The sequence below is a fragment of the Teredinibacter haidensis genome (assembly GCF_014211975.1).
Taxonomy (GTDB): Bacteria; Pseudomonadota; Gammaproteobacteria; order Pseudomonadales; family Cellvibrionaceae; genus Teredinibacter; species Teredinibacter haidensis.
In genome coordinates, this window is sequence record NZ_CP060084.1 from 3,172,013 (window position 1) to 3,192,726 (window position 20,714).

The 20,714-nt window shown below is 47.5% G+C and carries 21 protein-coding genes; 8 read left to right on the forward strand and 13 right to left on the reverse strand.

What is annotated here, in order from left to right:
- Positions 1-6: 6 nt before the first annotated feature.
- The gene (locus H5715_RS12610) at positions 7-1,635 is read right to left on the reverse strand and encodes an NAD(P)-binding protein (protein ID WP_075185392.1); all 1,629 of its coding nucleotides are present in this window, start codon (positions 1,633-1,635) and stop codon (positions 7-9) included.
- A 248-nt stretch (positions 1,636-1,883) separates the two neighbouring features.
- Positions 1,884-2,612: a tRNA (N6-threonylcarbamoyladenosine(37)-N6)-methyltransferase TrmO gene (gene tsaA, locus H5715_RS12615; protein WP_075185393.1), complete on the reverse strand. Its 729-nt coding sequence runs from the start codon at positions 2,610-2,612 to the stop codon at positions 1,884-1,886.
- 96 nt (positions 2,613-2,708) lie between these two features.
- Here tsaA and H5715_RS12620 point away from each other — a divergent pair, with 96 nt between their 5' ends.
- Positions 2,709-3,476, forward strand: coding sequence for a DUF481 domain-containing protein (locus tag H5715_RS12620; protein WP_075185394.1), 768 nt, complete (start codon positions 2,709-2,711; stop codon positions 3,474-3,476).
- Between the two features lie 140 nt (positions 3,477-3,616).
- Here H5715_RS12620 and H5715_RS12625 read toward each other — a convergent pair whose 3' ends face one another.
- The 8 genes from H5715_RS12625 to H5715_RS12660 form a co-directional block, all read right to left on the reverse strand.
- The gene (locus H5715_RS12625) at positions 3,617-4,621 is read right to left on the reverse strand and encodes a nucleoid-associated protein (protein WP_075185395.1); all 1,005 of its coding nucleotides are present in this window, start codon (positions 4,619-4,621) and stop codon (positions 3,617-3,619) included.
- A 192-nt stretch (positions 4,622-4,813) separates the two neighbouring features.
- Positions 4,814-5,500 (reverse strand): TetR/AcrR family transcriptional regulator, encoded by a 687-nt coding sequence (locus H5715_RS12630; RefSeq protein ID WP_075185396.1) that lies wholly within the window; start codon positions 5,498-5,500, stop codon positions 4,814-4,816.
- 12 nt (positions 5,501-5,512) lie between these two features.
- Positions 5,513-6,877, reverse strand: coding sequence for a DUF1302 family protein (locus H5715_RS12635; protein ID WP_075185397.1), 1,365 nt, complete (start codon positions 6,875-6,877; stop codon positions 5,513-5,515).
- A gap of 1 nt (position 6,878) precedes the next feature.
- A complete protein-coding gene (locus H5715_RS12640) occupies positions 6,879-7,676 on the reverse strand; it encodes an outer membrane lipoprotein-sorting protein (RefSeq protein WP_083607997.1) in 798 nt (265 codons plus the stop codon).
- A gap of 10 nt (positions 7,677-7,686) precedes the next feature.
- The gene (locus H5715_RS12645; RefSeq protein ID WP_083608000.1) at positions 7,687-10,146 is read right to left on the reverse strand and encodes an efflux RND transporter permease subunit; all 2,460 of its coding nucleotides are present in this window, start codon (positions 10,144-10,146) and stop codon (positions 7,687-7,689) included.
- A gap of 473 nt (positions 10,147-10,619) precedes the next feature.
- Entirely contained in the window at positions 10,620-11,897 is a 1,278-nt protein-coding gene (locus tag H5715_RS12650) for an inorganic phosphate transporter (protein ID WP_075185399.1), read from the reverse strand.
- A 42-nt stretch (positions 11,898-11,939) separates the two neighbouring features.
- Complete coding sequence (locus H5715_RS12655) at positions 11,940-12,620, reverse strand: TIGR00153 family protein (RefSeq protein ID WP_075185400.1); 681 nt, start codon at positions 12,618-12,620, stop codon at positions 11,940-11,942.
- A gap of 167 nt (positions 12,621-12,787) precedes the next feature.
- Positions 12,788-13,555 (reverse strand): class I SAM-dependent methyltransferase, encoded by a 768-nt coding sequence (locus H5715_RS12660; protein WP_075185401.1) that lies wholly within the window; start codon positions 13,553-13,555, stop codon positions 12,788-12,790.
- A 128-nt stretch (positions 13,556-13,683) separates the two neighbouring features.
- On the opposite strand from H5715_RS12660, the gene H5715_RS12665 reads away from it, so the two are divergent.
- Positions 13,684-14,199 carry a zinc ribbon-containing protein gene (locus H5715_RS12665; RefSeq protein ID WP_075185402.1) on the forward strand — a complete coding sequence of 172 codons (516 nt, stop codon included), beginning with the start codon at positions 13,684-13,686 and terminating at the stop codon, positions 14,197-14,199.
- On the opposite strand, the gene H5715_RS12670 is transcribed toward H5715_RS12665, so the two are convergent.
- Positions 14,189-14,416 carry a DUF3820 family protein gene (locus H5715_RS12670; protein WP_075185410.1) on the reverse strand — a complete coding sequence of 76 codons (228 nt, stop codon included), beginning with the start codon at positions 14,414-14,416 and terminating at the stop codon, positions 14,189-14,191. The genes H5715_RS12665 and H5715_RS12670 overlap by 11 nt on opposite strands.
- Positions 14,417-14,652: 236 nt before the next feature.
- Between H5715_RS12670 and hpf the strand changes: the two genes are divergently transcribed.
- The 6 genes from hpf (at position 14,653) to H5715_RS12700 (ending at position 18,575) form a co-directional block, all read left to right on the forward strand.
- Positions 14,653-14,961 carry a ribosome hibernation-promoting factor, HPF/YfiA family gene (hpf, locus tag H5715_RS12675; protein ID WP_075185403.1) on the forward strand — a complete coding sequence of 103 codons (309 nt, stop codon included), beginning with the start codon at positions 14,653-14,655 and terminating at the stop codon, positions 14,959-14,961.
- A gap of 65 nt (positions 14,962-15,026) precedes the next feature.
- Entirely contained in the window at positions 15,027-15,290 is a 264-nt protein-coding gene (locus tag H5715_RS12680) for a DUF4404 family protein (RefSeq protein WP_185906529.1), read from the forward strand.
- Between the two features lie 77 nt (positions 15,291-15,367).
- Complete coding sequence (locus H5715_RS12685) at positions 15,368-15,877, forward strand: acyl-CoA thioesterase (protein WP_075185411.1); 510 nt, start codon at positions 15,368-15,370, stop codon at positions 15,875-15,877.
- 57 nt (positions 15,878-15,934) lie between these two features.
- The gene (gene msrP / locus H5715_RS12690) at positions 15,935-16,912 is read left to right on the forward strand and encodes a protein-methionine-sulfoxide reductase catalytic subunit MsrP (protein ID WP_075185405.1); all 978 of its coding nucleotides are present in this window, start codon (positions 15,935-15,937) and stop codon (positions 16,910-16,912) included.
- Positions 16,912-17,493 carry a protein-methionine-sulfoxide reductase heme-binding subunit MsrQ gene (locus H5715_RS12695; RefSeq protein WP_075185406.1) on the forward strand — a complete coding sequence of 194 codons (582 nt, stop codon included), beginning with the start codon at positions 16,912-16,914 and terminating at the stop codon, positions 17,491-17,493. The genes msrP and H5715_RS12695 overlap by 1 nt, the downstream gene beginning before the upstream one ends.
- A 77-nt stretch (positions 17,494-17,570) precedes the next feature.
- Complete coding sequence (locus H5715_RS12700; RefSeq protein ID WP_075185407.1) at positions 17,571-18,575, forward strand: LysR family transcriptional regulator; 1,005 nt, start codon at positions 17,571-17,573, stop codon at positions 18,573-18,575.
- A 65-nt stretch (positions 18,576-18,640) separates the two neighbouring features.
- Here the strand turns inward: H5715_RS12700 and H5715_RS12705 are convergent, their stop codons facing one another.
- Positions 18,641-18,916 carry a hypothetical protein gene (locus H5715_RS12705; protein ID WP_139309766.1) on the reverse strand — a complete coding sequence of 92 codons (276 nt, stop codon included), beginning with the start codon at positions 18,914-18,916 and terminating at the stop codon, positions 18,641-18,643.
- A 203-nt stretch (positions 18,917-19,119) separates the two neighbouring features.
- Positions 19,120-20,571 (reverse strand): aspartate kinase, encoded by a 1,452-nt coding sequence (locus H5715_RS12710; protein ID WP_075185408.1) that lies wholly within the window; start codon positions 20,569-20,571, stop codon positions 19,120-19,122.
- Positions 20,572-20,714: the final 143 nt, after the last annotated feature.

Here is a 20,714-nt window from a genome sequence, read left to right on the forward strand (position 1 = left end):
GGCTCCTCACACTTTTTCAGTCATGTGAATGGCGGCGGTTGGACACTGCGAAGTGCAGGCACCACAGCCGGTACAAAGGGAGTAATCGATTTGATAAAAGCGTCCCGGGCCGAGTTTTATAATGGCGTGCTCCGGGCAGGCGCCATAACAGCCGTCGCACTCGAAACAATTTCCGCAGGAATAACAGCGACTGGTTTCGTATTGCACATTGGCTTCACTTAAACTACCCATAACTTCGTCAAAGCTCTTATTGCGCTTTTCCGGTGGCACAATCGGTTGCTGTGATTGACTGGCGTTGGCGTAATACCAGATATTTAAATAATCAAGGGAGACAACTTTTGTTTCTTTTTTCCTGGCATGGCCCTGCCCGCTGATAAACGCGTGAATATTACGCGCCGCTTTTTTCCCGTGGCCAGTGGCAATGGTAACGGTGCGCTCGCTGGGAACCATATCACCACCGGCAAAGATCCCAGGGTGACCCGTCATTAAATTTTCATCCACCTGCACTGTTCCGTCATCGGAAAACCCTATGCCCGGAATATTCTCCATTAGTTGGGAATCGATATTCTGACCAAGAGCGAGAATGAGCGCATCAGCAGAAAGGGTTTCAAACTCACCGGTGGGGTGGGGCCGACCATTTTCATCCAGCGCCATTTTTTCGACTTTAATCTGATCCTCGTCGATTTCGTGAATGGTGCGCAACCAGTTTATCTTCACGCCCTCTTCCATTGCCTCTTCCGCTTCGAATTTATGTGCAGGCATATGGGCCATATCGCGACGGTAAATAATCAGCGCTTCTTCGGCGCCCAATCGTTTCGCAGTGCGTGCAGCGTCCATGGCTGTGTTGCCCCCTCCGTAGATCGCCACGCGGCGTCCCAATAACGGCTTGTTGCCTTCGCTTACGTCATGGAGATACGAAACCGCATCCAGAATGCGTCCGGCTTCGCGCGCAGGTATGTTGACCTTTTTGGAAATATGCGCACCGACGGCTACGAAGACCGCATCGAAAGCGCCCTCCTCTTTTGCTCTCTGTAAATTCTCTACTTTGTGGTTAAGGGTAATTTTTACACCCATTTTTTCAATGCGTGCCACTTCAGCAATAAGCGATTTTCGCGGTAGGCGATAGGCGGGAATACCAAAGTGCATCATGCCTCCCGAAATTGTGCCTGCCTCCCGAATTTCGACGGTATGGCCCAATCGCGCCAGATGGTAAGCCGCACTTAAACCACTGGGCCCGGCGCCCACCACCAATACTCGTTTGCCGGTTTTGCGGCTAGTGTATTTGGGCATCCACCCCTGTTCTATCGCCATATCACCCAGAAAACGTTCCACTTGGTGAATGCTTACAGAGCCATCAACCTGCTCGCGATTACAGCCCGATTCACAGGGGTGGTAGCACACGCGCCCATGCACCGCCGGCATGGGGTTGTTTTCCATAATCAGCTGCCATGCATCTTCATAGCGACCATCGTGAACAAGAGAAAGCCAACCCTGAATATTTTCACCAGCAGGGCAGGCCTGGTTACAGGGCGGCATAAAATCCTGATACACAGGGCGCTTGTGGGCGGAGGGGCCAGTACCATCACTGAGCGTAAGGTCCGGAGGAACGGTCATGTCGGAGGTGCGCAGTTTCATTGTTATTACCCTTTTTTGAGGGGGACAACACTACAGTCCGCGATATAATTTGAACATGTGAATACCCGCGTTTTGCGAAGGTATTAAAACGGTGCGAAAGCTTTTTTCTATGACGAACGCTAAGAGGAAAAAGGCACCGCTGATAAAATCACATTAGGCTATCTACCTAGCGGCAAAGTTGATTTACCGCAACCTTTGCTGAACATTTAAGCAGTGACATTTTACAGTGTAGAACAAGGAAGAAAGACTTATATCGCCGAAGCCAATGCGACGACTTCTATCTCGTCGCCATGCTCATATTCCAGGTAGCGCCAACGAACATCGTAACAGTTGAGTTTCATGCCATAGGTACGTGTGCTATCCGTTTTCTGGTATCTCGGACGAGGGTCCTGCTGTAATACTTCTTTAATAAGTTGTTGTAATAGCTGGGGGTTTTCTGTTTTGACGATAAGCTGTATAACCTCTTCGGTAAAACGTACCGGCAGCATTGCCGGTGCAGCGTCGGCAATGCAATTAGTAGCCTCACCTACAATATCCACATAAGGAACGTAGGGTTTTATATCCAACACCGGTGTCGCATCTAAGAAATCACCACCACTAATATTTAACTGCACACCATTCCCCAAATTGATGGAGTCCAACTTAACCACAGAGAGCCCAATCGGCGAAGGTCGCACGGGCGAACGCGTGGCAAATACTCCGAGTGTTTTATTGCCCCCCAAACGCGGAGGCCGAACTTTGGGCCGCCATTCGTGCTGCAAACTTTGGTGAAAAACAAACTGTACCCATATATGGCTGCACTGATCTAAGCCATCAAATGCAGCAGGGTTATTATAGGGCGCTACTATTTCTATAGCTCCAGAAGCACTTGGAACCAGCCCAGGTTGTCGCGGAATGCCAAATTTTTCTTTGTAACAGGAGTGAATAATCCCAATTACTGGAAATTTAAAGCTTTCGTCACAAAATTTTTTAATCATATGGTTGTTTTCTTATATATTCATGGCAGAATTCGCGTGCCTGAGCCAAGGCGACTATATTGTTATACCTCACTTTACTTGTTACAAGGATAATCCATGAGAAAACTGGCTGTTCTGCTACTCTCTTTAACCACCCTACCCACAATTGCTGCAGAAGAAGCAAAAAGCTTTGGCGCAGAAGCGGAAGTAGGTACACTGCTTACCAGCGGTAATACCGATTCCACTACCTTCAAGGGAAAACTTAATATTAATCACGACCTGAATAACTGGTTGAATAACTATGTTGTTGAAGGCTTATACAGTGAAAATGAGGCCACAATAGGTGAAGGCCCCGACGCCATCACAGAGAGCCAGGTTACCGCCGAGAAGTACTTCCTTTCCGCCCAGAGTGATTACAAATTGAATCAAGAGCACCGCGGACTGTTTATGTACGGCTCTTATGAAGACGACAAGTTCAGTGGCTACGAATACCAGGGTACGATCGCTGGCGGTTACTCGGATCGTCTTTTTGAAACTGAAAATACATCGCTTGACTTCAGTGCTGGTCCAGGTGTGTCCTTTTCCAAGCCGGAGAGATTAGGCGCAGAATCCACAGAAACTAGCAAAGCCGCAATTGTCCACCTGGCCGGAAAGTTCCGGTGGCAAATCAGCCAAAACGCCAAATTCACCCAAACACTGGTGACCGACTACACGCCTGATTCTGACAAGAACTCAAAGACAAAAGCCGAATCGGCTTTGACCGCAACCTTAAACGGTAGCTTTGCTCTTAAGACTGGCTTTACCGTAACGAATAATTCTGTTGTTCCGGAAGATACAGAGAAGACTGATACTCAAACTTCCGTAACCCTGGTTTATACCTACTAAGCTTTTAGCTTGTTAAAAAGGGGCTTGCTACTCTATAGCAAGCCCCTTTTTTGTCGCCCCAAAAATACGTTTGTGGACAGTTAAATTTTAGCTCCATTACACTTAAAACTCTAAAGGCCACGGCGAAAAAACGGTAATGGCTACCCCTCTCGAAGGTGCTTCATCAACCGGGCTTTCAATGCAGAAGGAATCTTTCTTATCGTCAAGCTGTCTGAATCGGCATCATATACAACGGTTTCCCCTAAACAACCAGAGGCGAAACTCATACTGATCGACTCATCTCGCCCGCTGATACGCACATAATTTTTGACCTGTGAGCGATCCGCAATAAATTGTTTCTTTAACAAGGGTTTATTCGCCCGCACCTGCTCCTGAAATTCTTTTGGCGCACTGTGGTTAAGCTGTTCGGAAAGTTCCTGCAGCTCTACCGCTTGCCCGCGCTTATCCTGCTCCAAACAGTATTCAACAATTTTCCCACGTGTTACGGGAATGTCTTCTTCTGGCAGTTTTTCCACATAACTTTCTACCGCTTCCAAAAACATTTCGGTATCAGCTTTGGTATCCACTTTATCGGTAAAACCCAGCACATCCAAAAGTGCATCCGAGATTTCTTTTTCACCGCGCCAGCTGATAACACCCAGATAGTGTTGCGAATTCCCACCCTGCCATTCCTCCAGGTTAATTCGCGCTGCCCAGGCAACGTTACCGGAATCCAGCGTAACCACATCGTTAAAATTGAGTTCGCCATCCAGGGCTGCGGCCTGGTTCTGGTGAACCCAAAAACAATAGAGGCTGGAACCGACTTCGAGCGTTTCCAGACCAATAAAAAAGTGGCCTTCCAGTGCGAACTCTCCAGAATCGAAGGTGGTATTTAAATGCTTCATCAGATTTTCGGTAAAACTGGCAAAGGCCATTTTGTCTTCCAGTAATTCGGTCAACCAACTGGAAAGTGGAAACTGCCCAATATCCTCGGAAAAACGACCGTATTGCTTGCCCAGGCGCTTTAAATAGGACTGTTTCAATTCACGAAAAATTTCTTCGATTTTCCCATTCAAACCAAAAGGTTCGCTGCGCAATTGTAATTTGCAGCTTTCAGAAGGGGACAAGCGTTGTACACGGTGTGCAATAAAATGAGTTAAAGACATATAAAAACTTAATATTAAAGTGAAAAATAGCCGATATTTTTTCGGCTAAAGGGGTTTCGTCTTCATGTTGATGGCCACGCTGCTCGGGCTACCAGCCCCGGGTAAAGTTTGCTGACAATCGCGCTTCGGTGGTAAGCCCCCTCCCAACAAGCTCTGAAAACGTTACAGTGCACAGCGAATTAAAAATGTGTTTTACACACCTTTTTTTTGCACAGCAGCGAGAATCCCAGCAACGAGCACATCCGAAATAGCGCTAAACGAAGACTTCACCATTTCTCTATCGTTCAACATAAATTCCGGTGGCCACCGACCTTCCATACAGGCTGCGTGATTAACGTGCTTTGCAGCCAGCAGGCTAACACCATGCGCCATAGACCAACAGGCAAAAGTGCCAAGCCCTGTATTGTACTGCGAAGTTTCCACCCCGTGCTTTTCCAACAATGCACATATTACATCACGCACCTCAGTTTCAGCCGCCATACCGGCTGCCAACAGTTCTTCGGTGATAGATTCCTCTGAGGTCTCGTCTAAAAAAACTAACTCGAAATACTTTGGATGATCCACCGAATACTGAAAATAAGCACGCCCCAGGTTACAAATACGCTTCTCCGGCTCTTCCTCAGCGCAGGAGTTGGATCTCAGGTAGGCAGTAAAGTGCTTAATACAGCGCAGCTCAATTTCTGACATAAGCGCGTCTTTGTCCGAGAAATGGTTGTATACCGCCGTAGGCGCAACACCCACTTGGGATGCCAGTTTTCGCAAAGACAGTTTTTCTGCAGGAATGGTTTTTAGCAGTTCAAAATAGGCATCCACCAAGGCTTCTTTTAGATTGCCGTGGTGATAGCTGCCCTGCGGTCTGGTTGGTGTACCTTCTTGCAAATGCAAAGCCTCTTAAAAGTTAAAGGTAACGGAACCGTTAAGCGTATCATTTTTACGGAAAGGATATAACGTTGATGACCGGCTATTGTTCTGATAGGCAATTGCGGCAATTGCCAGCGCCCAACTATCAGAAAGATCGTAACTCATATCCCAGCGAAAGACCTGCGTTGCGTCGGCAACCATTGCCAGCACCCAGAACTGGTTAGTTAAGCGTTCATTTAACGCCGTGTGCTGTATTCGAAAAACATGACCTATTTGCCACTGCTCTGTTTCAGCCGGTGCCGGTGTATCGATACCCAGCACTTCCGGCGCATAGATGCTGTTGATCTCATAATTAATGGTTAAGTCATTTACCCCCGAATACTCGACGCCCACCATACTGCGCCACTGGTTCTGATGCTGCCAAGCATACTGCTCATGAACTTCCACCGCTTGCCCCCAATAACGCGCTAGCTCACCACGAAACAGCCAACTCCCGATCACACGGTTCGCGCCAGCACCAACCACGGTCACCCGGTTCTGCTCGAACATTAAGGTGGCAGGCATTTGCTCGAGGTCTATTTCAAACAGTGAAAATTCATTGTCGTTTACATCGCCAGCAATAACCGATATATCACCACCGTTCAACTGAAGGTCCCACTTGAGTGCGTATTCCCACTGGTTCTTAGGCTGCTGATGATGAATAGCCAAACCGCTTTCCTTTAAGCCAATGTAGGGATAAAACATTTGGTCTTTATCGGCATAGCGATTGTGATCGGCCTTGTAGGTTAGAACCGCCGTTACCACGCTGTCACCCGTAGGCAGTGACAACATAAGTGCCGGCACAGCCTCTCGTAGATCCTGTAATTCGGCCTGGCCAGGTTCGCGAGAATCCACGGGGCTGAGGATATCAATAATACTCAATCCCTCCGAATCTCCCCAGGCTAACACTTGATTCCCGGCACGCAACCAGACGCCATTTTCTAGCGTCGCATCGAGGTATGCGTCTTTCAGACGCAGCTGTTCCCGATGAAGTTGCCACCGGGCATCCCCCTGTTGCCATTGATACCAATCCAATTCCGTTTTTGCACTAAGCTGCCAATTCAAACTCTCGCTTAGCTGACCTCGAAATTCGACAAACGCATCACTGCGCACGCGGTCTAACCCTGTCTCATCGCGCTCAAAGGCGAGATTTTGATCCGGCGTTTGCCAGCCGTACTTGCCAATAAGCTGGATGTAACCTCGATAGCTAAACACCTCTGATGTCACAGCCTTATCCTCAGAAGAAGCATCCAAATCAACATCGACGCTGCTAAAAAAATCATCCTGCGCCTGCGCCTGAAGTAGGAATAATGCCAGTGGAATGGCCGTTAACCAGCGTTGATCAACTCCATTCATCCTAAATCCCCCGCTGCATCGCCTGAGTATCGAATAGGGTTTCGTCTACGCCCTTGTTGTACTGAATATTTTGGATTTTAAACACGCTGCTGTGCTCACGAGCGCCCTGCCGTGTTGTCACCATTTGCAGAGTTTTGGCTGTCCAGACGCCCTGAATTTTTTCGATATCTTTGGCTGAAAAGTATTTTGTGCGCTTACCTTTTTTTACCTGGATAATGGATTTAACCATCATATAACTGTCTTTTCGCACCCACGAAATAGATTCCGAATACCCCGTCTCTTTTATCACGGATCTATTTTTAGGCGTGGATTTAATAACCCAGCAGTCGAAGCCCTCGACTGGGTCACTAACATTCTCAAGTGTGTAGTCGAAGTCTTCGTAATCTGTGCCATTAATATCGGCATAGCTAAAATCGCTCCCCATAAATGCTCCCGACTCGTCCGATGCCGCAACTCGGCGCACTTTTTTTAAAGCCGGAAGGTACAACCAAGAATCATCTTCTTTGCTTTCATCACTCCAGTCATAGGCCATATAGGACGTATTTTTAACATCGGAGGGAGAACGAAAAAAAATAATGGATTTTTCCACTTCTGTATTCTCACTTGAAAACATACTCAGCTCTCTCACGCGCTGGCGGTCACGCTTGTCGATCAACACCAGTGTTGCTTCGGAATTACTTGTGTCACCGGTGTAGCGTTCATCAACTTTTTTCATAATGTCGGCTGCAGTTTCTGCCATGGCGCTGCCACTCAACCCTAGCGAAATCACAGCAACCCAAGTCAATATAATGTGTTTCATTTTTTCACTCCTATTCAGCAGCCAATTTTCGTTGGCTTTTTTGAGATTTTTTTTCCAACACCGTTTTTTTTACTGACAAATCTCTGGAATCCATTGCCGATTCGAATGTCTTTTCATCACCATCAACCAAGAACAAGAGCGCGGGCATAACGATAATATCGCCGATCAAAGCCATTACCATAATCATGGCTGAGAATAGGCCGACGTAAATATAGGAAACAAACGACCCCAACAGCATGACAGAAAACCCAGTTACTAAAATTATGGACGTCAACACGACTGCACGACCAGAGCTATTCATAGCAAACTGAATCGCCTCGTACACATTAAACCCGCGCCTGCGCATCAACAGGTAACGGCTCATCAGATGAATCGCGTCATCCACTGCGATCCCAATCGTCATCGCACCCACGATCATCGTTCCCAAATCCATTGCAATCCCGGCGTAAGATACCAACCCACCCGTTAATAGCACTGGAACAATACTTGGCGCCAGCGCAATAATGCCGTACTTAAACGATCGGAAGAGGAAAATAAAACATACGCCAATAGTGATGATTGCAATACCAAACGACCGAAACATACCATTATTGACATAACGGTTCTGGGCATTATTCATAATGAGATTGCCAGTTAGCTCCAGATCCAAATCGGCAAAATTCCGCCCCAACCCTTCTGTAAAATCGTTAATTAAGTGCGTAGTCGCCGTTTCATCCATATTGACAATGGGGATTCGAATACGCATATAACGATCTTCAAATAGAAGGTCAGTTAAATCTTCGTCTGGCCCAGTACTTTCGTACACCAATAGAAATTGCGCCGCCATTTCCCGAGAGCTGGGCAGTCGATAAAAGTCCGTATTGTCTTCATTTAACGATTGGTTTATCTGTTTGTAAAAATCGACTACAGAGGTTGGTTTACCTGTTTCTTTAAACGAAGTAAACCAAGACTGTAAAGCGTCTACTCGCTGAAGAATCACAGGATCTTTTATTCCGCCTTCCTCTCCTGTATCGACAATTACTTCAAGATTACTAATGCCTTTAAAATTATCATTAAAGTAGAACAAATCTTTGTTTATCCAACTGTCCTTTTTAAAATAATTGACAACGTTTGCATCCACTCGAATATGGGAAACACTGTATAAACTAAAAAGGGTAATCAGCGCGCCGACTGCGGCTATCCAGCGACGATGCTTCAGCGTGAAAAAAGGTATGTGGTGCGTAAGCCATAGCATTGGAGTTTCTTTTGCGCCCTGCTCTCGCGTGAGGATCGTTTCAACCGTTTGGCTCTTATCTGCGGTTATGCGATTTTTCTGGCTGCGTGGAACCCAAGGTACAAAACTCAGTATTGCGGGTAGCGTGCTCATTGCGAGCGAAAAGATAATAAGCGGCGAAATTGCTGCCAGCAGAGCAAACTCTCGTACCGGTTTTAACTCTGTAACCGATAATGCAATAAAACCCAAGGCGGTTGTTACACAGGTAAATAAAACCGCATAGAAAAGATCATTTACGGTACCCTGGGCAGCCTCTTTTGGCGTCTTTCCAGAATAGCGAAACTGAAAAAACTCCACGAGTACATGCACACAAGTACCAATACTGAGAATAATTACGGTGGGAATAAGTGCTGAGTTCACTGCTGTAAAGGGGAATTTCAACCATCCTTGAATACTGGTCACTAGTAGCATTGTCATTAATATCACGACGAGGGGAATGCTCATTGCAAAAAATGACCGGAAGATAATAAATAAAATCACCACCATAATGATACCCATGGTGGGGTTGATCCAGGCCATATCCGTTTGCGTTAGAGTTTCGAAACGTTCGCCGATGACCGGCATACCAGACATATGGATATTAAAACCCTGATCGCGATAGCCTTGAGCATCTACAAAATTGCGCAGCTCTTGTGTCAACTCTACATTGTGCGCATTTTCGCCTGGGCGATAGGTCGTACGCGCCATGACCTGGGTATGCTTAAAATCGCTCGTTAATAATAAATCCAGCGCCAGTTTTTCGCCCGCCATAATCTCGCGAGCATCGGCCAACAACTCTGGTTCCTCCGCCAGGTCTTCCACATATTCAAACAAATCATCCGTGGCCATCATCCCATTATCATCGTGAGTATATTGGTATTTACTCAGAGATCGTACCTGCGTAACGTGACGATGATCTTCCAGAAACTCGGTCAACGCATGAACCATTTGAATCGTTTCTACGTTAAAGACATCTTCATCCTGCTCTCTCGCTTCGATACCGAGAATGAGGTATTCCGGGTCTCCAAAACGGTCGACCAACTTATTAAATGAAACGAGGTTGGGGTCGTTTTCGACGAAATAACTTTCATTTGAATTGTCGTGATACAGACGATTAAACGATAGCGGCGCTAAGGCGACTAGCAACGCGGTTATCAGTAATATCGCAAACCGGTATTTCACAACCCAGCTTGCCCAGATCAGGCTAAATCGATTCATTGTGGTGAACTCCCACTCCATGTACGAAAAATCCCTGTCGAAACCGACAAGAAACGTGATGGCACCAAAATATACACACCGTAAATATACGCCGTGAATATATGTAAACAACGTTCATATTGCAAGTGCCCGGCGGAATTTTGGCGGGTAAATAGTTCAGAAAATCCGTTTTCCCATCACACTGCAAAACAATAGAACAAACACACGCAAGCGAAGCATTGGCTGGAAATTGTTTGTGTGTTGTTGTGCGACAGAATTTAATCGCCGATAAAAACAATTTCATTTTCCACGGCGAGATCGCTCTTGCCTGACAATATTGTCTTGGTTAAGGCGGTTTGAATGCGCTGCCTAAAAAGGACCTATGCGGTGACGTATAAGGACGTGGGATAAAACCGGCGGAGCTGGAGATGAATTAGCGTGAGAACAATATTAAGGAGAAGGACTAGGCGCTTCCATGCGCCCGAAATACGACATTAGGCTCCAAAAATGCTTTTAAACAAAAAGAAAAACACTATCGCAAGGCAGGCGCCAGCGGGCAGCGTTACAATCCAGGACATAAAAATTGAACCAATCACACCCAGATTAAGCGCGCCGATTCCGCGAGCTAAACCGACACCGAGAACTGCGCCAACCAGCGTATGAGTGGTAGAGATGGGCAGCCCCATACCGGAAGCCACAACAACGGTACCGGCGGCACCCAGCTCTGCGGCAAAACCACGACTTGGGGTAAGCTCGGTAATTTTTCGTCCGATAGTGGCAATCACTTTGTAACCGTAGCTCGCCAGACCAACTACAATGCCGAAACCACCCAGCAGCAACACCCAACCGGGCATTGCTGACTTCGACTCAATAGCGCCAGACTTAATCACGCTTACCACTGCGGCCAATGGGCCAACGGCATTGGCCACATCATTAGAACCATGAGCAAAAGCCATGGAGCAGGCGGTGAAGATCATAAGCACGGCAAAGGTTTTTTCAACGTTGGCATAGCGATTATCCGGATCCACTTCGCCGCTGGTATCCACACGACGCAGGAAGTAACAACCAATGGCCGCAACGATAAGCCCTAACACCAAGGCAATACTGAGATTTTGCAGGTAGCTCAGTTTCAGCCCATTGTCTTTCAGCACATGCTTGAGTCCTTTAAGCATGGTTACCATGGAGATCAAAAACCCTACCAGAAACATATAGACAGGAATAAAACGGCGGGCCGCAGCCTCAGGGTCTTGCTTGCTAAAAATTAGCCACTGCACGCTTTTAAATAACAGGAAGGACATACTCCCCGCCAGTACCGGTGAAACTACCCAGCTGGCGACAATCGTGCCCACCTTTCCCCAGGCAACGATATCCGCCGAGATTCCCACTGAAGCAAAGCCAACAATTGCTCCCACAATGGAGTGAGTTGTGGATACAGGCCAACCAAGAATACTGGCGATAACAAGCCATACACCCGCCGCTAGCAGCGAACTAAGCATGCCGTACACCAACAGATGTGGCACGGTCTCCATTACGGCCGGATCGATTATCCCCTTGCGCACGGTAGAGGTGACTTCACCCCCGGCCAGATACGCTCCGAGAAATTCAAACACCATCGCGATCATAATCGCTTGTCTAATGGTTAATGCACCTGAACCCACAGAGGTCCCCATGGCATTGGCCACATCGTTAGCGCCCACTCCCCAGGCCATAAAAACACAAAATATACAGCCCAGCACCAGCAAAATGGTGCCGTATTCAGCCAAAATTGACATGAAGTTTCCTCATGATTTTTATTTCAGAATTCAGATGAGAGGTTAACGAGCTAATAGCTGCAGTAAGCGCTGGCCTGTGCGCTGGGCTCTGTCGGCAAGATCACCAATTTCCTCGATAATGCGGTATAAAAAGATGACTTCTACCGGCGGCAGTTCAGCTTCCAGCTTAAACAAGCCAGCGCGGATATCTATTTGTTGGTTGTCGGTGGTTTGCTCCAGATCGTTCAGCTCGCTGACCATACGCTCAACGATATCCAGCTCGCGACCACCAAAACCCGTTTCCAGCAATTCGTCCAACTCATTAATGGCTTTGTGAGCCTGCTCGACAGTTGCCACAGCACTGCCAAAATACTCGCGTACAGTGGCCTGTAACGGCCCAGGAATCACCATTTTTCTGCCCAACATCAAACCCGAAATGTCTTTGCAGCGATTGGCGATTTTGTCTTGCTTGGTTAGCAGATCGAGAAGGTCTGAACGGGGAACTGGTAAAAACAGATTTTTAGGCAGGTGCAGACGTATCTGCTTTTTCAGCTCGTCGCCGCGGTGTTCCAACTCGCTAATTCGGTTGTAACACGCCTCGGCCTCCTCCCAGTTGTTAGCAATACTCGCCTCGTAAAAGGCCAGTAGCTTTTCAGCGGCCTTTTTTGATACTGTCATATGTTCTTCCATCGGCTTGATGGGTGAACGGCCAAACATCTCGGTGAGAGGATTTTTTATTTTCATAATCATTTTCCGGGTTTCACTTCTTGGCCAAATGGCTACAGGTGCGAATAGTACAGAAATATTTCACATTTGTGGCAGTCAAATTTTGATCAATAACAACCAAATCCCAAGCAGTAAAAACCCGGCTTAAGTTGTATTGGTGAAACGATAATCCCCCCAGACACAACCTATTTCTGTACTTTTTTAAACTTTAGCGTAAAACGGTCAGTACGGCCGGTAACATTCTTATTCCCAACTTCGTACTTCAGCTCATCAACTGGCTTGTAGTGCAGCTCGGAATAGTCCACCAATTCAAAACCTGCCGCCTGAATCTCCTTGATCGCCAGTACTGGGTCAAATCGACGGCCGTTTTCACCGTTGAGGGGCTCCATATGGCGACGGGTATGGTCAACCACGCCGTAAATGCCACCGACTTTTAGCATGCGGTAGACCTCATCGTTAAGCAGTTTACGACTGGTTTCATCGAAATTATGGTAATTGCGAAAGGTAAGCACCATATCGACGTTGGTCGCTTTGCTTGCGATATTTTCCAATTTATAGAACCGCTCGCCGTCCGGCTTATACAGCTTGCTCTCTGCAGCCAGCAGAGTGACATTTTCAAAACCGGGCTGCTGGAGAAGGTCGCCCATCCAATTGGCACCATAAGCGACATACAGTTTACCTTTTTCCCGCAAAGTTGGCGCCAATATGCGGGTGTACCAGCCACCGCCCGGCACCAGCTCCACAACGGACATATCGTCCTTCAGACCAAAAAAGCTAAGAGTTTCCAGCGGCTTGCGGTTTGCGTCGCGCTGTACATGCTTTTCCGGGCGGTTTTTATCGGCCATAGCCGCTTGAAGTTTGACCTTGAGCGCGACGTGTCCGTCCGCAAATACTGGCGCACTGCATAGCATTGCTGCAGACAGGCTCAGGGCTATAAGTAGTTTCATTTTCATCGCTACGTCTCCTTTATTTATTGTGTTGATGGCAAGGGACGAAATAATAATACGGATAGGGTGACAATATGGAGTATTGACTACACTTTAATGAAAGCTGTCATATTCTCCAGTGCGAGACACCCAATATGAATGATAAGGATGACAAAACGCTGGCCCAAAGCTACGAAAAAATGGCCTCCAAAGCCAGAGAGCTGTTTTCAGAGTCCAGCGAGAAAACCCTGGAAGCATTGGAAACGGCTATAGAAGCAGCTCGGGAGCACTTCGTTAAGGTAGGCGACATTACTCAAAAGGAGAGCGCCCACCTGAAGTATTACCTGCGACGCGACCTGGAGCAATCAGCAAAACACTTCCACACTCTTAGCGAGCAGGCAAAAATCAAGCTTAAAAGCGAAAACCTGCAAGCCGGCTTTCTGGATTTAACCGCACAACTGGCACACGGGGCCAGCGATTTATTTTCACGTCTGGCCGAGTGGGCCGAATCGGGCTCCAGCTACCACACAGGGCAGGTGACAGCCCCCGGAGTCTTACGCTGCCGCCAGTGCGGCAAGGAAATGCATTTCAAGAAAACTGGCAATATTCCACCCTGTTCCGGCTGTAGAGGTACCGATTTCGTGCGAGAGAGTTGTAGCACTAGTGAATAGCCGGATAATCGCGCAGAGGATCCAGCACGGCTTCCTGACCGTTAATCTTAATCTCCAATGCCAGGGCAAGCATTTGCCCCAACTCTCCAGAGGGGAACCCTTTGTGTGAAAACCACAACAAATACTCTTCTGGCAAATCGATCAGCACCCTGCCCTGATACCGTCCAAAGGGCATAGTCATATTTGCGAGCTTGATAAGGTGATTTTTATCCAGCATGGGCGACTCCACTAGGTGAAAACAGGGCGCAACATTGCACCACAAATACTGCTGTGACAAGGCCAAAACAGCGAGAAAAAACAACTTAACGTTAACAATAGTGTCACACAGCATGACAGGAGAGCTTGAAAAACTGCCCGTAACACCATAAGTTTAGATACATGGGGCAATACTTCTTTTACCCCCTACCACGGGCGCCTTCCCCGGCGCTCAAGCACAAAAACAGGAAAGGTTCTATGCAAATTAATATTTCTGGACGTCATGTCGAAATCACTGAAGGTATTCGCGAATCTGTAAATCATAAGTTCACCAAAGTACAAAGCCACTTCCCTCAACTGGACGCCCTATCCGTTATTCTCACGGTAGAAAGACACGAACAAAAAGTAGAGGCCCAAACCCAATACCTAGGTGCTTCGGTATCTGTTCACGCCTCGAACGAAGACCTCTATGCCGCCATTGCAGGAACCGCTAAAAAACTTGAGGCAGCCCTTTCCCACCGCAAAGGTTCGGTTAAATCAAACCTACATGAAAAACCTGCTACCTAAGCTTATTAAAAGAATGGGAGGGCTTGTCAGCCCTCCCCAGCCCCCACCCAAATGAGGTTAGAGTCATGACAGACGAAAGCCGCAACATCAAGTCTCTCGCCAACCAATTGCTCGACGAGCTAAGCAACGCCGACAACCCGGATGTTGAAGCGCTGGAACTGCTGGAAAACCTGGGTTCCAACCTGCAGGAGGTTATCGAACGCACGCGAAGCAGCAATGAAATCACCGACCTGCTCGCAAATCTGGAGTCTCGCTTCGCCGTTAGCCACCCCATTGCCGAACGTTATATACGCGACATTATTGATTCCCTGAGTAAAATGGGCATCTAAATTCACCGACATTGAGTATTACTGTGACTGAACAATTCCGTTCCGTAAAAGATTCCCAAGTTATTCTGAAAGAACTGATGGTACCCTCCTACGCCAACTTTGGCGGCAAAGTCCATGGCGGCATAATTCTCTCGCTAATGGATAAAATCGCTTACACCTGTGCAGCCAGCCACGCAAAAAGCTATTGTGTAACCGCCTCTGTTGATTCGGTCAACTTCCTTAACCCCGTGGAAGTGGGCGAACTGCTCACACTATATGCCTCGGTAAACTATGTGGGTCGCTCATCCATGGAGGTGGGCATCCGCGTCGAATCAGAAGATTTTAAGCAGGGCCTGAGCAAACACACCAATACCTCCTACTTCAGCATGGTTGCGCTAGACGAAGAGACACGAAAGCCGGTGCATGTCCCTGGTCTGATACTGCAGAGCGAAACCGAGATCCGACGTTTTATTCAGGGTAAATACCGCAAGCAGGCCAAGCGTCAACATGGCGAAGAATTCAAACAGCTCCGTAAAACGCTGGATTTTTCTGTCGAAGCGCAAAAGCTTTCCAAGGAGAATTGCTCAATAAAATTCCCAAAAGAATGAACTTTGCCCCGGCAGGCTATTCTATAAAGAACCTCTGCCTGTTATCGAGAGCACTTTATGCCCAAATTACGCTGGCCGCTTATTCCCCAATATCGCCACTACGGTCTTACTGAAAACGATGTTACCAGCGAGCAGTTATACCTTTCACGGCGTAACTTTATTGGACTAAGCGCAAGTAGTGCGATCGGGCTTGCCAGCTATTTACCACAACTGGCACAGGCAAAGGCCTCCGAGTTACAGCAGAAACTGACTGTAGCCAAGCGTACCCACACACACCCCGAGCCCTTAACCCCGTACAACGATATAACCCAATACAACAACTTCTATGAGTTGGGTACCGCCAAGACTGATCCGGTAGAGCGCGCTTCAGCGCTGCAAACCACGCCCTGGAGTATTGCCGTTGAGGGGGAATGTGCAAAACCCGGCCACTTCACCCTAGAACAAATTCTGGCGGGGCACGAGCTGGAAGAGCGTATATACAAACTGCGATGCGTAGAAGCCTGGTCGATGGTTATTCCGTGGACGGGTTTTCCCCTGGCCGACCTGCTGAAACGCTTCGAACCGACCAGCGATGCCAAATATGTAGCCTTTGAAACCCTGTACAACGCAGACCTCCCCCTGCCAGGACAAAAACGCAAAACCATAGCCTGGCCCTACCGCGAGGGTCTGCGTATGGACGAAGCAATGCACCCGCTCAGTTTTATGGCGGTCGGGCTCTACGGCAAATCACTCCCCAATCAGAATGGCGCACCTATTCGGTTGGTTGTGCCCTGGAAATATGGTTTCAAAAGTATTAAATCCATTGTCAAAATTCGTTTTACCAAAACAGAACCCCAAACCAGCTGGAATATGATTGCACCAGAGGAATACGGTTTTTATTCCAATGTGAATCCCAATGCCAACCACCCCCGGTGGAGCCAAAAGCGCGAACGCCGTATCGGTGAATTATTTAAAGTAAAAACAGAAATGTTTAATGGTTATGAAGCCGATGTCGCACAGCTTTATAACGGCATGAACTTAAAAACATTTTATTAATGCCGTTACGCCCATTTACTTTTATTACACTGCTAATTCCCTTGCTTCTGCTAAGTTGGCAGTTTTTTAACCGACAACTCGGTGCAAATCCGGTAGAAGCCCTCACCCATGAAACAGGAAAATGGGCCTTTATTTGCCTGTTGCTTAGTTTAAGTGCCACCCCAATTAAATCTATCACTGGCGTAAAAAAAGTGATGCAATTACGCCGCATGACCGGACTTTACGCCTTTTTTTATGCCTGCTTACACTTCACTATTTACTGGGTTTTCGATCAATCACTTTCACTGCAATACGTGTGGGACGATATTATTGATCGCCCCTATATTACCCTGGGGTTCAGCGCATGGTTATTGTTAATACCTCTCACCATAACATCTACCAAAAAAATGCGGAAAAAACTCGGGCGGCAGTGGCTAAATTTACACAAACTTGTATACCTTATCGCCCTGCTGGCTATCGCCCATTACATTTGGCTAATTCGTGCAGATTATGCAGAAGTAATTATTTATAGTATTTGGTTAACCGCTTTACTTGGGCACCGGCTTTATAAATCCTTTTTCATTCCCTCTATTCCACATTAATTTGATTTATCTCTTAGACGCTGTGTTTTTACAAGCGTATACCTTCTACTATAAATTTAACTGATGTGGAAATGGCGATGAACTTACACGGAGTGGATCTCAACTTAATGGTGGCACTAAATGTGCTTCTACGTGAAAAAAGCGTGACCCGAGCGGCAGAGTTTTTGGGAATAACACAACCGGCAATGTCCAACGCACTAAAGCGCTTGCGCCAACTCTTCGATGACCCGTTGTTGGTTCGCACCAGCGAAGGAATGAAACCAACCGAAAGAGCACAGGAATTAGAGCCCCACGTCCGTGACCTACTTATTCAAGTAGAACAGGTCGTTCAACCCGTTTCGCAGTTTGCGCCGGAAAAAAGTGAACACTTCTACCGTATCGCCGTCAGCGATTACGGCGAATCGGCATTAATGCCCCTCGTTCTGGAACGTTTGCGCGAAGCCGCGCCGCATATTTCCATTGATATCATGGCGCCCAGCGATGTCAGCTCACACGACGTAGAGCAGGGCTTTGTCGATTTCGTAATTAACCGCTTCGATGAACTTCCACAAAGTTTCTACCAAACACTCCTCTGGCGTGACAACTTCACTTGTGTGTTTGCCAAAGACAACTCCATAGCCGATCACTTCAGCTTTGAAAGCTATATGGCCGCTCAACATATCTGGGTAAGTAAAACAGGAATGGGGGTGGGTGTTGGCGTAAACCCAGACGACGTACAGCGGCTGGGCTGGGTTGATGCCGCGCTCAACTGCATTGGAGAAAAACGTCGTATCAACGTTTTTACCCGTCACTACCAGGCTGCATTGCAAATGGCGGAGGTGAGCGAACTGATTGTGACGCTTCCGACCAAGGCAGCACAACTCCAAAAACACAACCCCAACCTCATTTTCACTCCACCACCCTTCGTGATTCCACCACTAGAGTTGACCATGGCCTGGAGCCCATTACTGCATTTCAACCCCGCACACCAATGGCTGCGACGGCTGGTCGCCGATGTTGCTCACGAATACGCCGACCCAAGTATTCGTCCCAATTACGAATACAGCAACAGGGAAATGGAAGAGGCAACTGTTCATCCATAGCTTTTCGAGCGAACAAAAAAAGGCGCGTAGCCCAACGACTACGCGCCTTTTTTTAATGAGGCTAGCTAGTAAGCCTGGCTAACCAAATGCAGGTTAGTCACATCTTGGCTTTTTAAACTGGCAAGCACACCTTTCGCCTGCTGATAGGCCTCGTTGGCCTCGTTTAAGTGTCGAAAGCATTCTTTGCGCTCATCTCCAACGGTACCTGAGCAGAACTTCCTTAACTCTTTATAATCTGCGACCACCGCCTTGGCCGTAGACAACTCCTGCTCACTGATAGTACTCGCCCCCACAGATGCAGATGCCAGAATACACGATATAAGAATAATTCTTATGTGCACAACAGTTCCCTCCCCCTCAAAGACAATCGATACGGTCGGTAACATTATACACAGCAATATGACAATGCAAAGACAAGTGCCAGAGGCAAATTGCGCCAAAACGTGGCTATAGGTAACGAAAATATATTTTTGTGACATTATTACTGTGACATTTCGCACAAAATACGCCGCTAGAGATATGCCCCTAGCGGCATGAGCGAATATTAGCGGACGCTTTGGGATTCAACCAGGCAAGCATGCAAGCTCTGAACAGCTACTTCGTAGTCTTCTTCATCGATAACAAACTGCATATCAACCTGCCGCATAGACTGATGCATTGCCAGTACACAGATATTCTTCTCTGCCAAAGCCGTTACCGTCCTAGCGAGTATTCCCGAGACCTGCATATCACTGCCAATAGCGGAAACAATGGCAACCGTGCGCTGCTCAAGCTCGGCTTCCGGAAAGGTTTCTTCCAACACATCGCTGATACGTTTTACGGTCTTCAGGTTAGTCGCCAAGTAGTGAGTCACAGTATTGGCGTTAACATCCTTGGATATGATGTGTGCTTTAAATCGACTCAGGACGGCGAGAATTTCACGGTCGTACTCATCTACCGCACCGGTCATATTCTGGTCAAATAGTTCAATGGCGTACACGCCTTTACGACCCGCGATAATTTCAACTCGGGGCGATTCACTTATATAGTCGCCGGTAATCAGTGTGCCGTCGTGATCTGGCTCGAAAGTATTTTTCACTCGCAAAGGGATTTTACTCTGGCGCATACCTTTTGCCGCCCGCGGGTGAATCGCTTCCATTCCGAGATTGGCCAGCTGATCAGCAACATCGTAGTTAGTGCGACCAATAGGGATAACATTGTGTTCGCCAACCAAGCGAGGGTCAGCGCTACTCAAATGAAACTCTTTGTGGATGATCGCCTCTTTTACGCGAGTAACCACTGCAATCCGGCTGAAGGTCATTTCGCTATAACCGCGATCAAACGTTTTCATCAAGCCTTCCTTGCTGTGGGCATAACCCGTCACAACAGGCAACTGAGTTGATAGGTCAATGGTTTCAAAAGCCTGGAAAATACGGTCGTCCAAATCCAGATGCTTGTCATCATCCCAAGCGGTGAGATCGACAAAGATCGCATTAACCTCGCTTTGACGTAACAGCGCCGCCATATTCCAGGCACTGTGTGCCTCACCGAGGCTGGCGAGCATCTCGCGTACGGTATCCAAATGAGATCGCAGAGAGAAATGCCCGTGTTCGCACAGATGCTGCAGATCACTGAGACAATGCTCTGCGACATCTAAACGCTCGCCAATAAAAGCATTGGCCTCAGCCAAACCGGCTTCATCACTGAAGAGAGAAGCATTAATTCCAAACAAGCGCTCACGCAGAGCCAACGTGGCTTTGCGCCAGCTATCGTCATTTACACCGTTGGCAAATTGACCATATATACCCGGCTGGCCGCTTTTTTTATGCTCTAACAAATCATCCGTCACGCCGCCGTAGGCCGACACAACAAAAATGCGCTGATACAGTTCGCTTGCGTTCAGCACAATATTGTCCCTAACAGCCGTGTAGTTGGTCATGGACGTACCACCAATCTTCTCTACCGTGTGCTGATTTAAGGGTTGATTAAGATAGTCTTTGCGGCTATCGACACTCACAAACTGCCTCCTAAGTACTGAACAGGGAGCCCATTATCAGGCTCATTGATTAAAAACCGCGCCATTATATCGATTACTTAAACGGTTTAAATTGATTCCTGCCAAAAATGCACTCTGATAGACGTTTAAAAACCAAACAGGCC

Excerpts from the sequence above, each read along its gene's own strand:
- H5715_RS12640 (WP_083607997.1), bottom strand. The coding sequence starts at position 7,676 with ATGAAACACATTATATTGACTTGGGTTGCTGTGATTTCGCTAGGGTTG.
- hpf (WP_075185403.1), top strand. The coding sequence starts at position 14,653 with ATGCAAATTAATATTTCTGGACGTCATGTCGAAATCACTGAAGGTATT.
- H5715_RS12665 (WP_075185402.1), top strand. The coding sequence starts at position 13,684 with ATGAATGATAAGGATGACAAAACGCTGGCCCAAAGCTACGAAAAAATG.
- H5715_RS12685 (WP_075185411.1), top strand. The coding sequence starts at position 15,368 with ATGGTACCCTCCTACGCCAACTTTGGCGGCAAAGTCCATGGCGGCATA.
- H5715_RS12610 (WP_075185392.1), bottom strand. The coding sequence starts at position 1,635 with ATGAAACTGCGCACCTCCGACATGACCGTTCCTCCGGACCTTACGCTC.
- H5715_RS12695 (WP_075185406.1), top strand. The coding sequence starts at position 16,912 with ATGCCGTTACGCCCATTTACTTTTATTACACTGCTAATTCCCTTGCTT.
- H5715_RS12655 (WP_075185400.1), bottom strand. The coding sequence starts at position 12,620 with ATGAAAATAAAAAATCCTCTCACCGAGATGTTTGGCCGTTCACCCATC.
- H5715_RS12680 (WP_185906529.1), top strand. The coding sequence starts at position 15,027 with ATGACAGACGAAAGCCGCAACATCAAGTCTCTCGCCAACCAATTGCTC.
- H5715_RS12700 (WP_075185407.1), top strand. The coding sequence starts at position 17,571 with ATGAACTTACACGGAGTGGATCTCAACTTAATGGTGGCACTAAATGTG.
- tsaA (WP_075185393.1), bottom strand. The coding sequence starts at position 2,612 with ATGATTAAAAAATTTTGTGACGAAAGCTTTAAATTTCCAGTAATTGGG.
- msrP (WP_075185405.1), top strand. The coding sequence starts at position 15,935 with ATGCCCAAATTACGCTGGCCGCTTATTCCCCAATATCGCCACTACGGT.
- H5715_RS12625 (WP_075185395.1), bottom strand. The coding sequence starts at position 4,621 with ATGTCTTTAACTCATTTTATTGCACACCGTGTACAACGCTTGTCCCCT.
- H5715_RS12620 (WP_075185394.1), top strand. The coding sequence starts at position 2,709 with ATGAGAAAACTGGCTGTTCTGCTACTCTCTTTAACCACCCTACCCACA.
- H5715_RS12660 (WP_075185401.1), bottom strand. The coding sequence starts at position 13,555 with ATGAAAATGAAACTACTTATAGCCCTGAGCCTGTCTGCAGCAATGCTA.
- H5715_RS12670 (WP_075185410.1), bottom strand. The coding sequence starts at position 14,416 with ATGCTGGATAAAAATCACCTTATCAAGCTCGCAAATATGACTATGCCC.
- H5715_RS12645 (WP_083608000.1), bottom strand. The coding sequence starts at position 10,146 with ATGAATCGATTTAGCCTGATCTGGGCAAGCTGGGTTGTGAAATACCGG.
- H5715_RS12650 (WP_075185399.1), bottom strand. The coding sequence starts at position 11,897 with ATGTCAATTTTGGCTGAATACGGCACCATTTTGCTGGTGCTGGGCTGT.
- H5715_RS12635 (WP_075185397.1), bottom strand. The coding sequence starts at position 6,877 with ATGAATGGAGTTGATCAACGCTGGTTAACGGCCATTCCACTGGCATTA.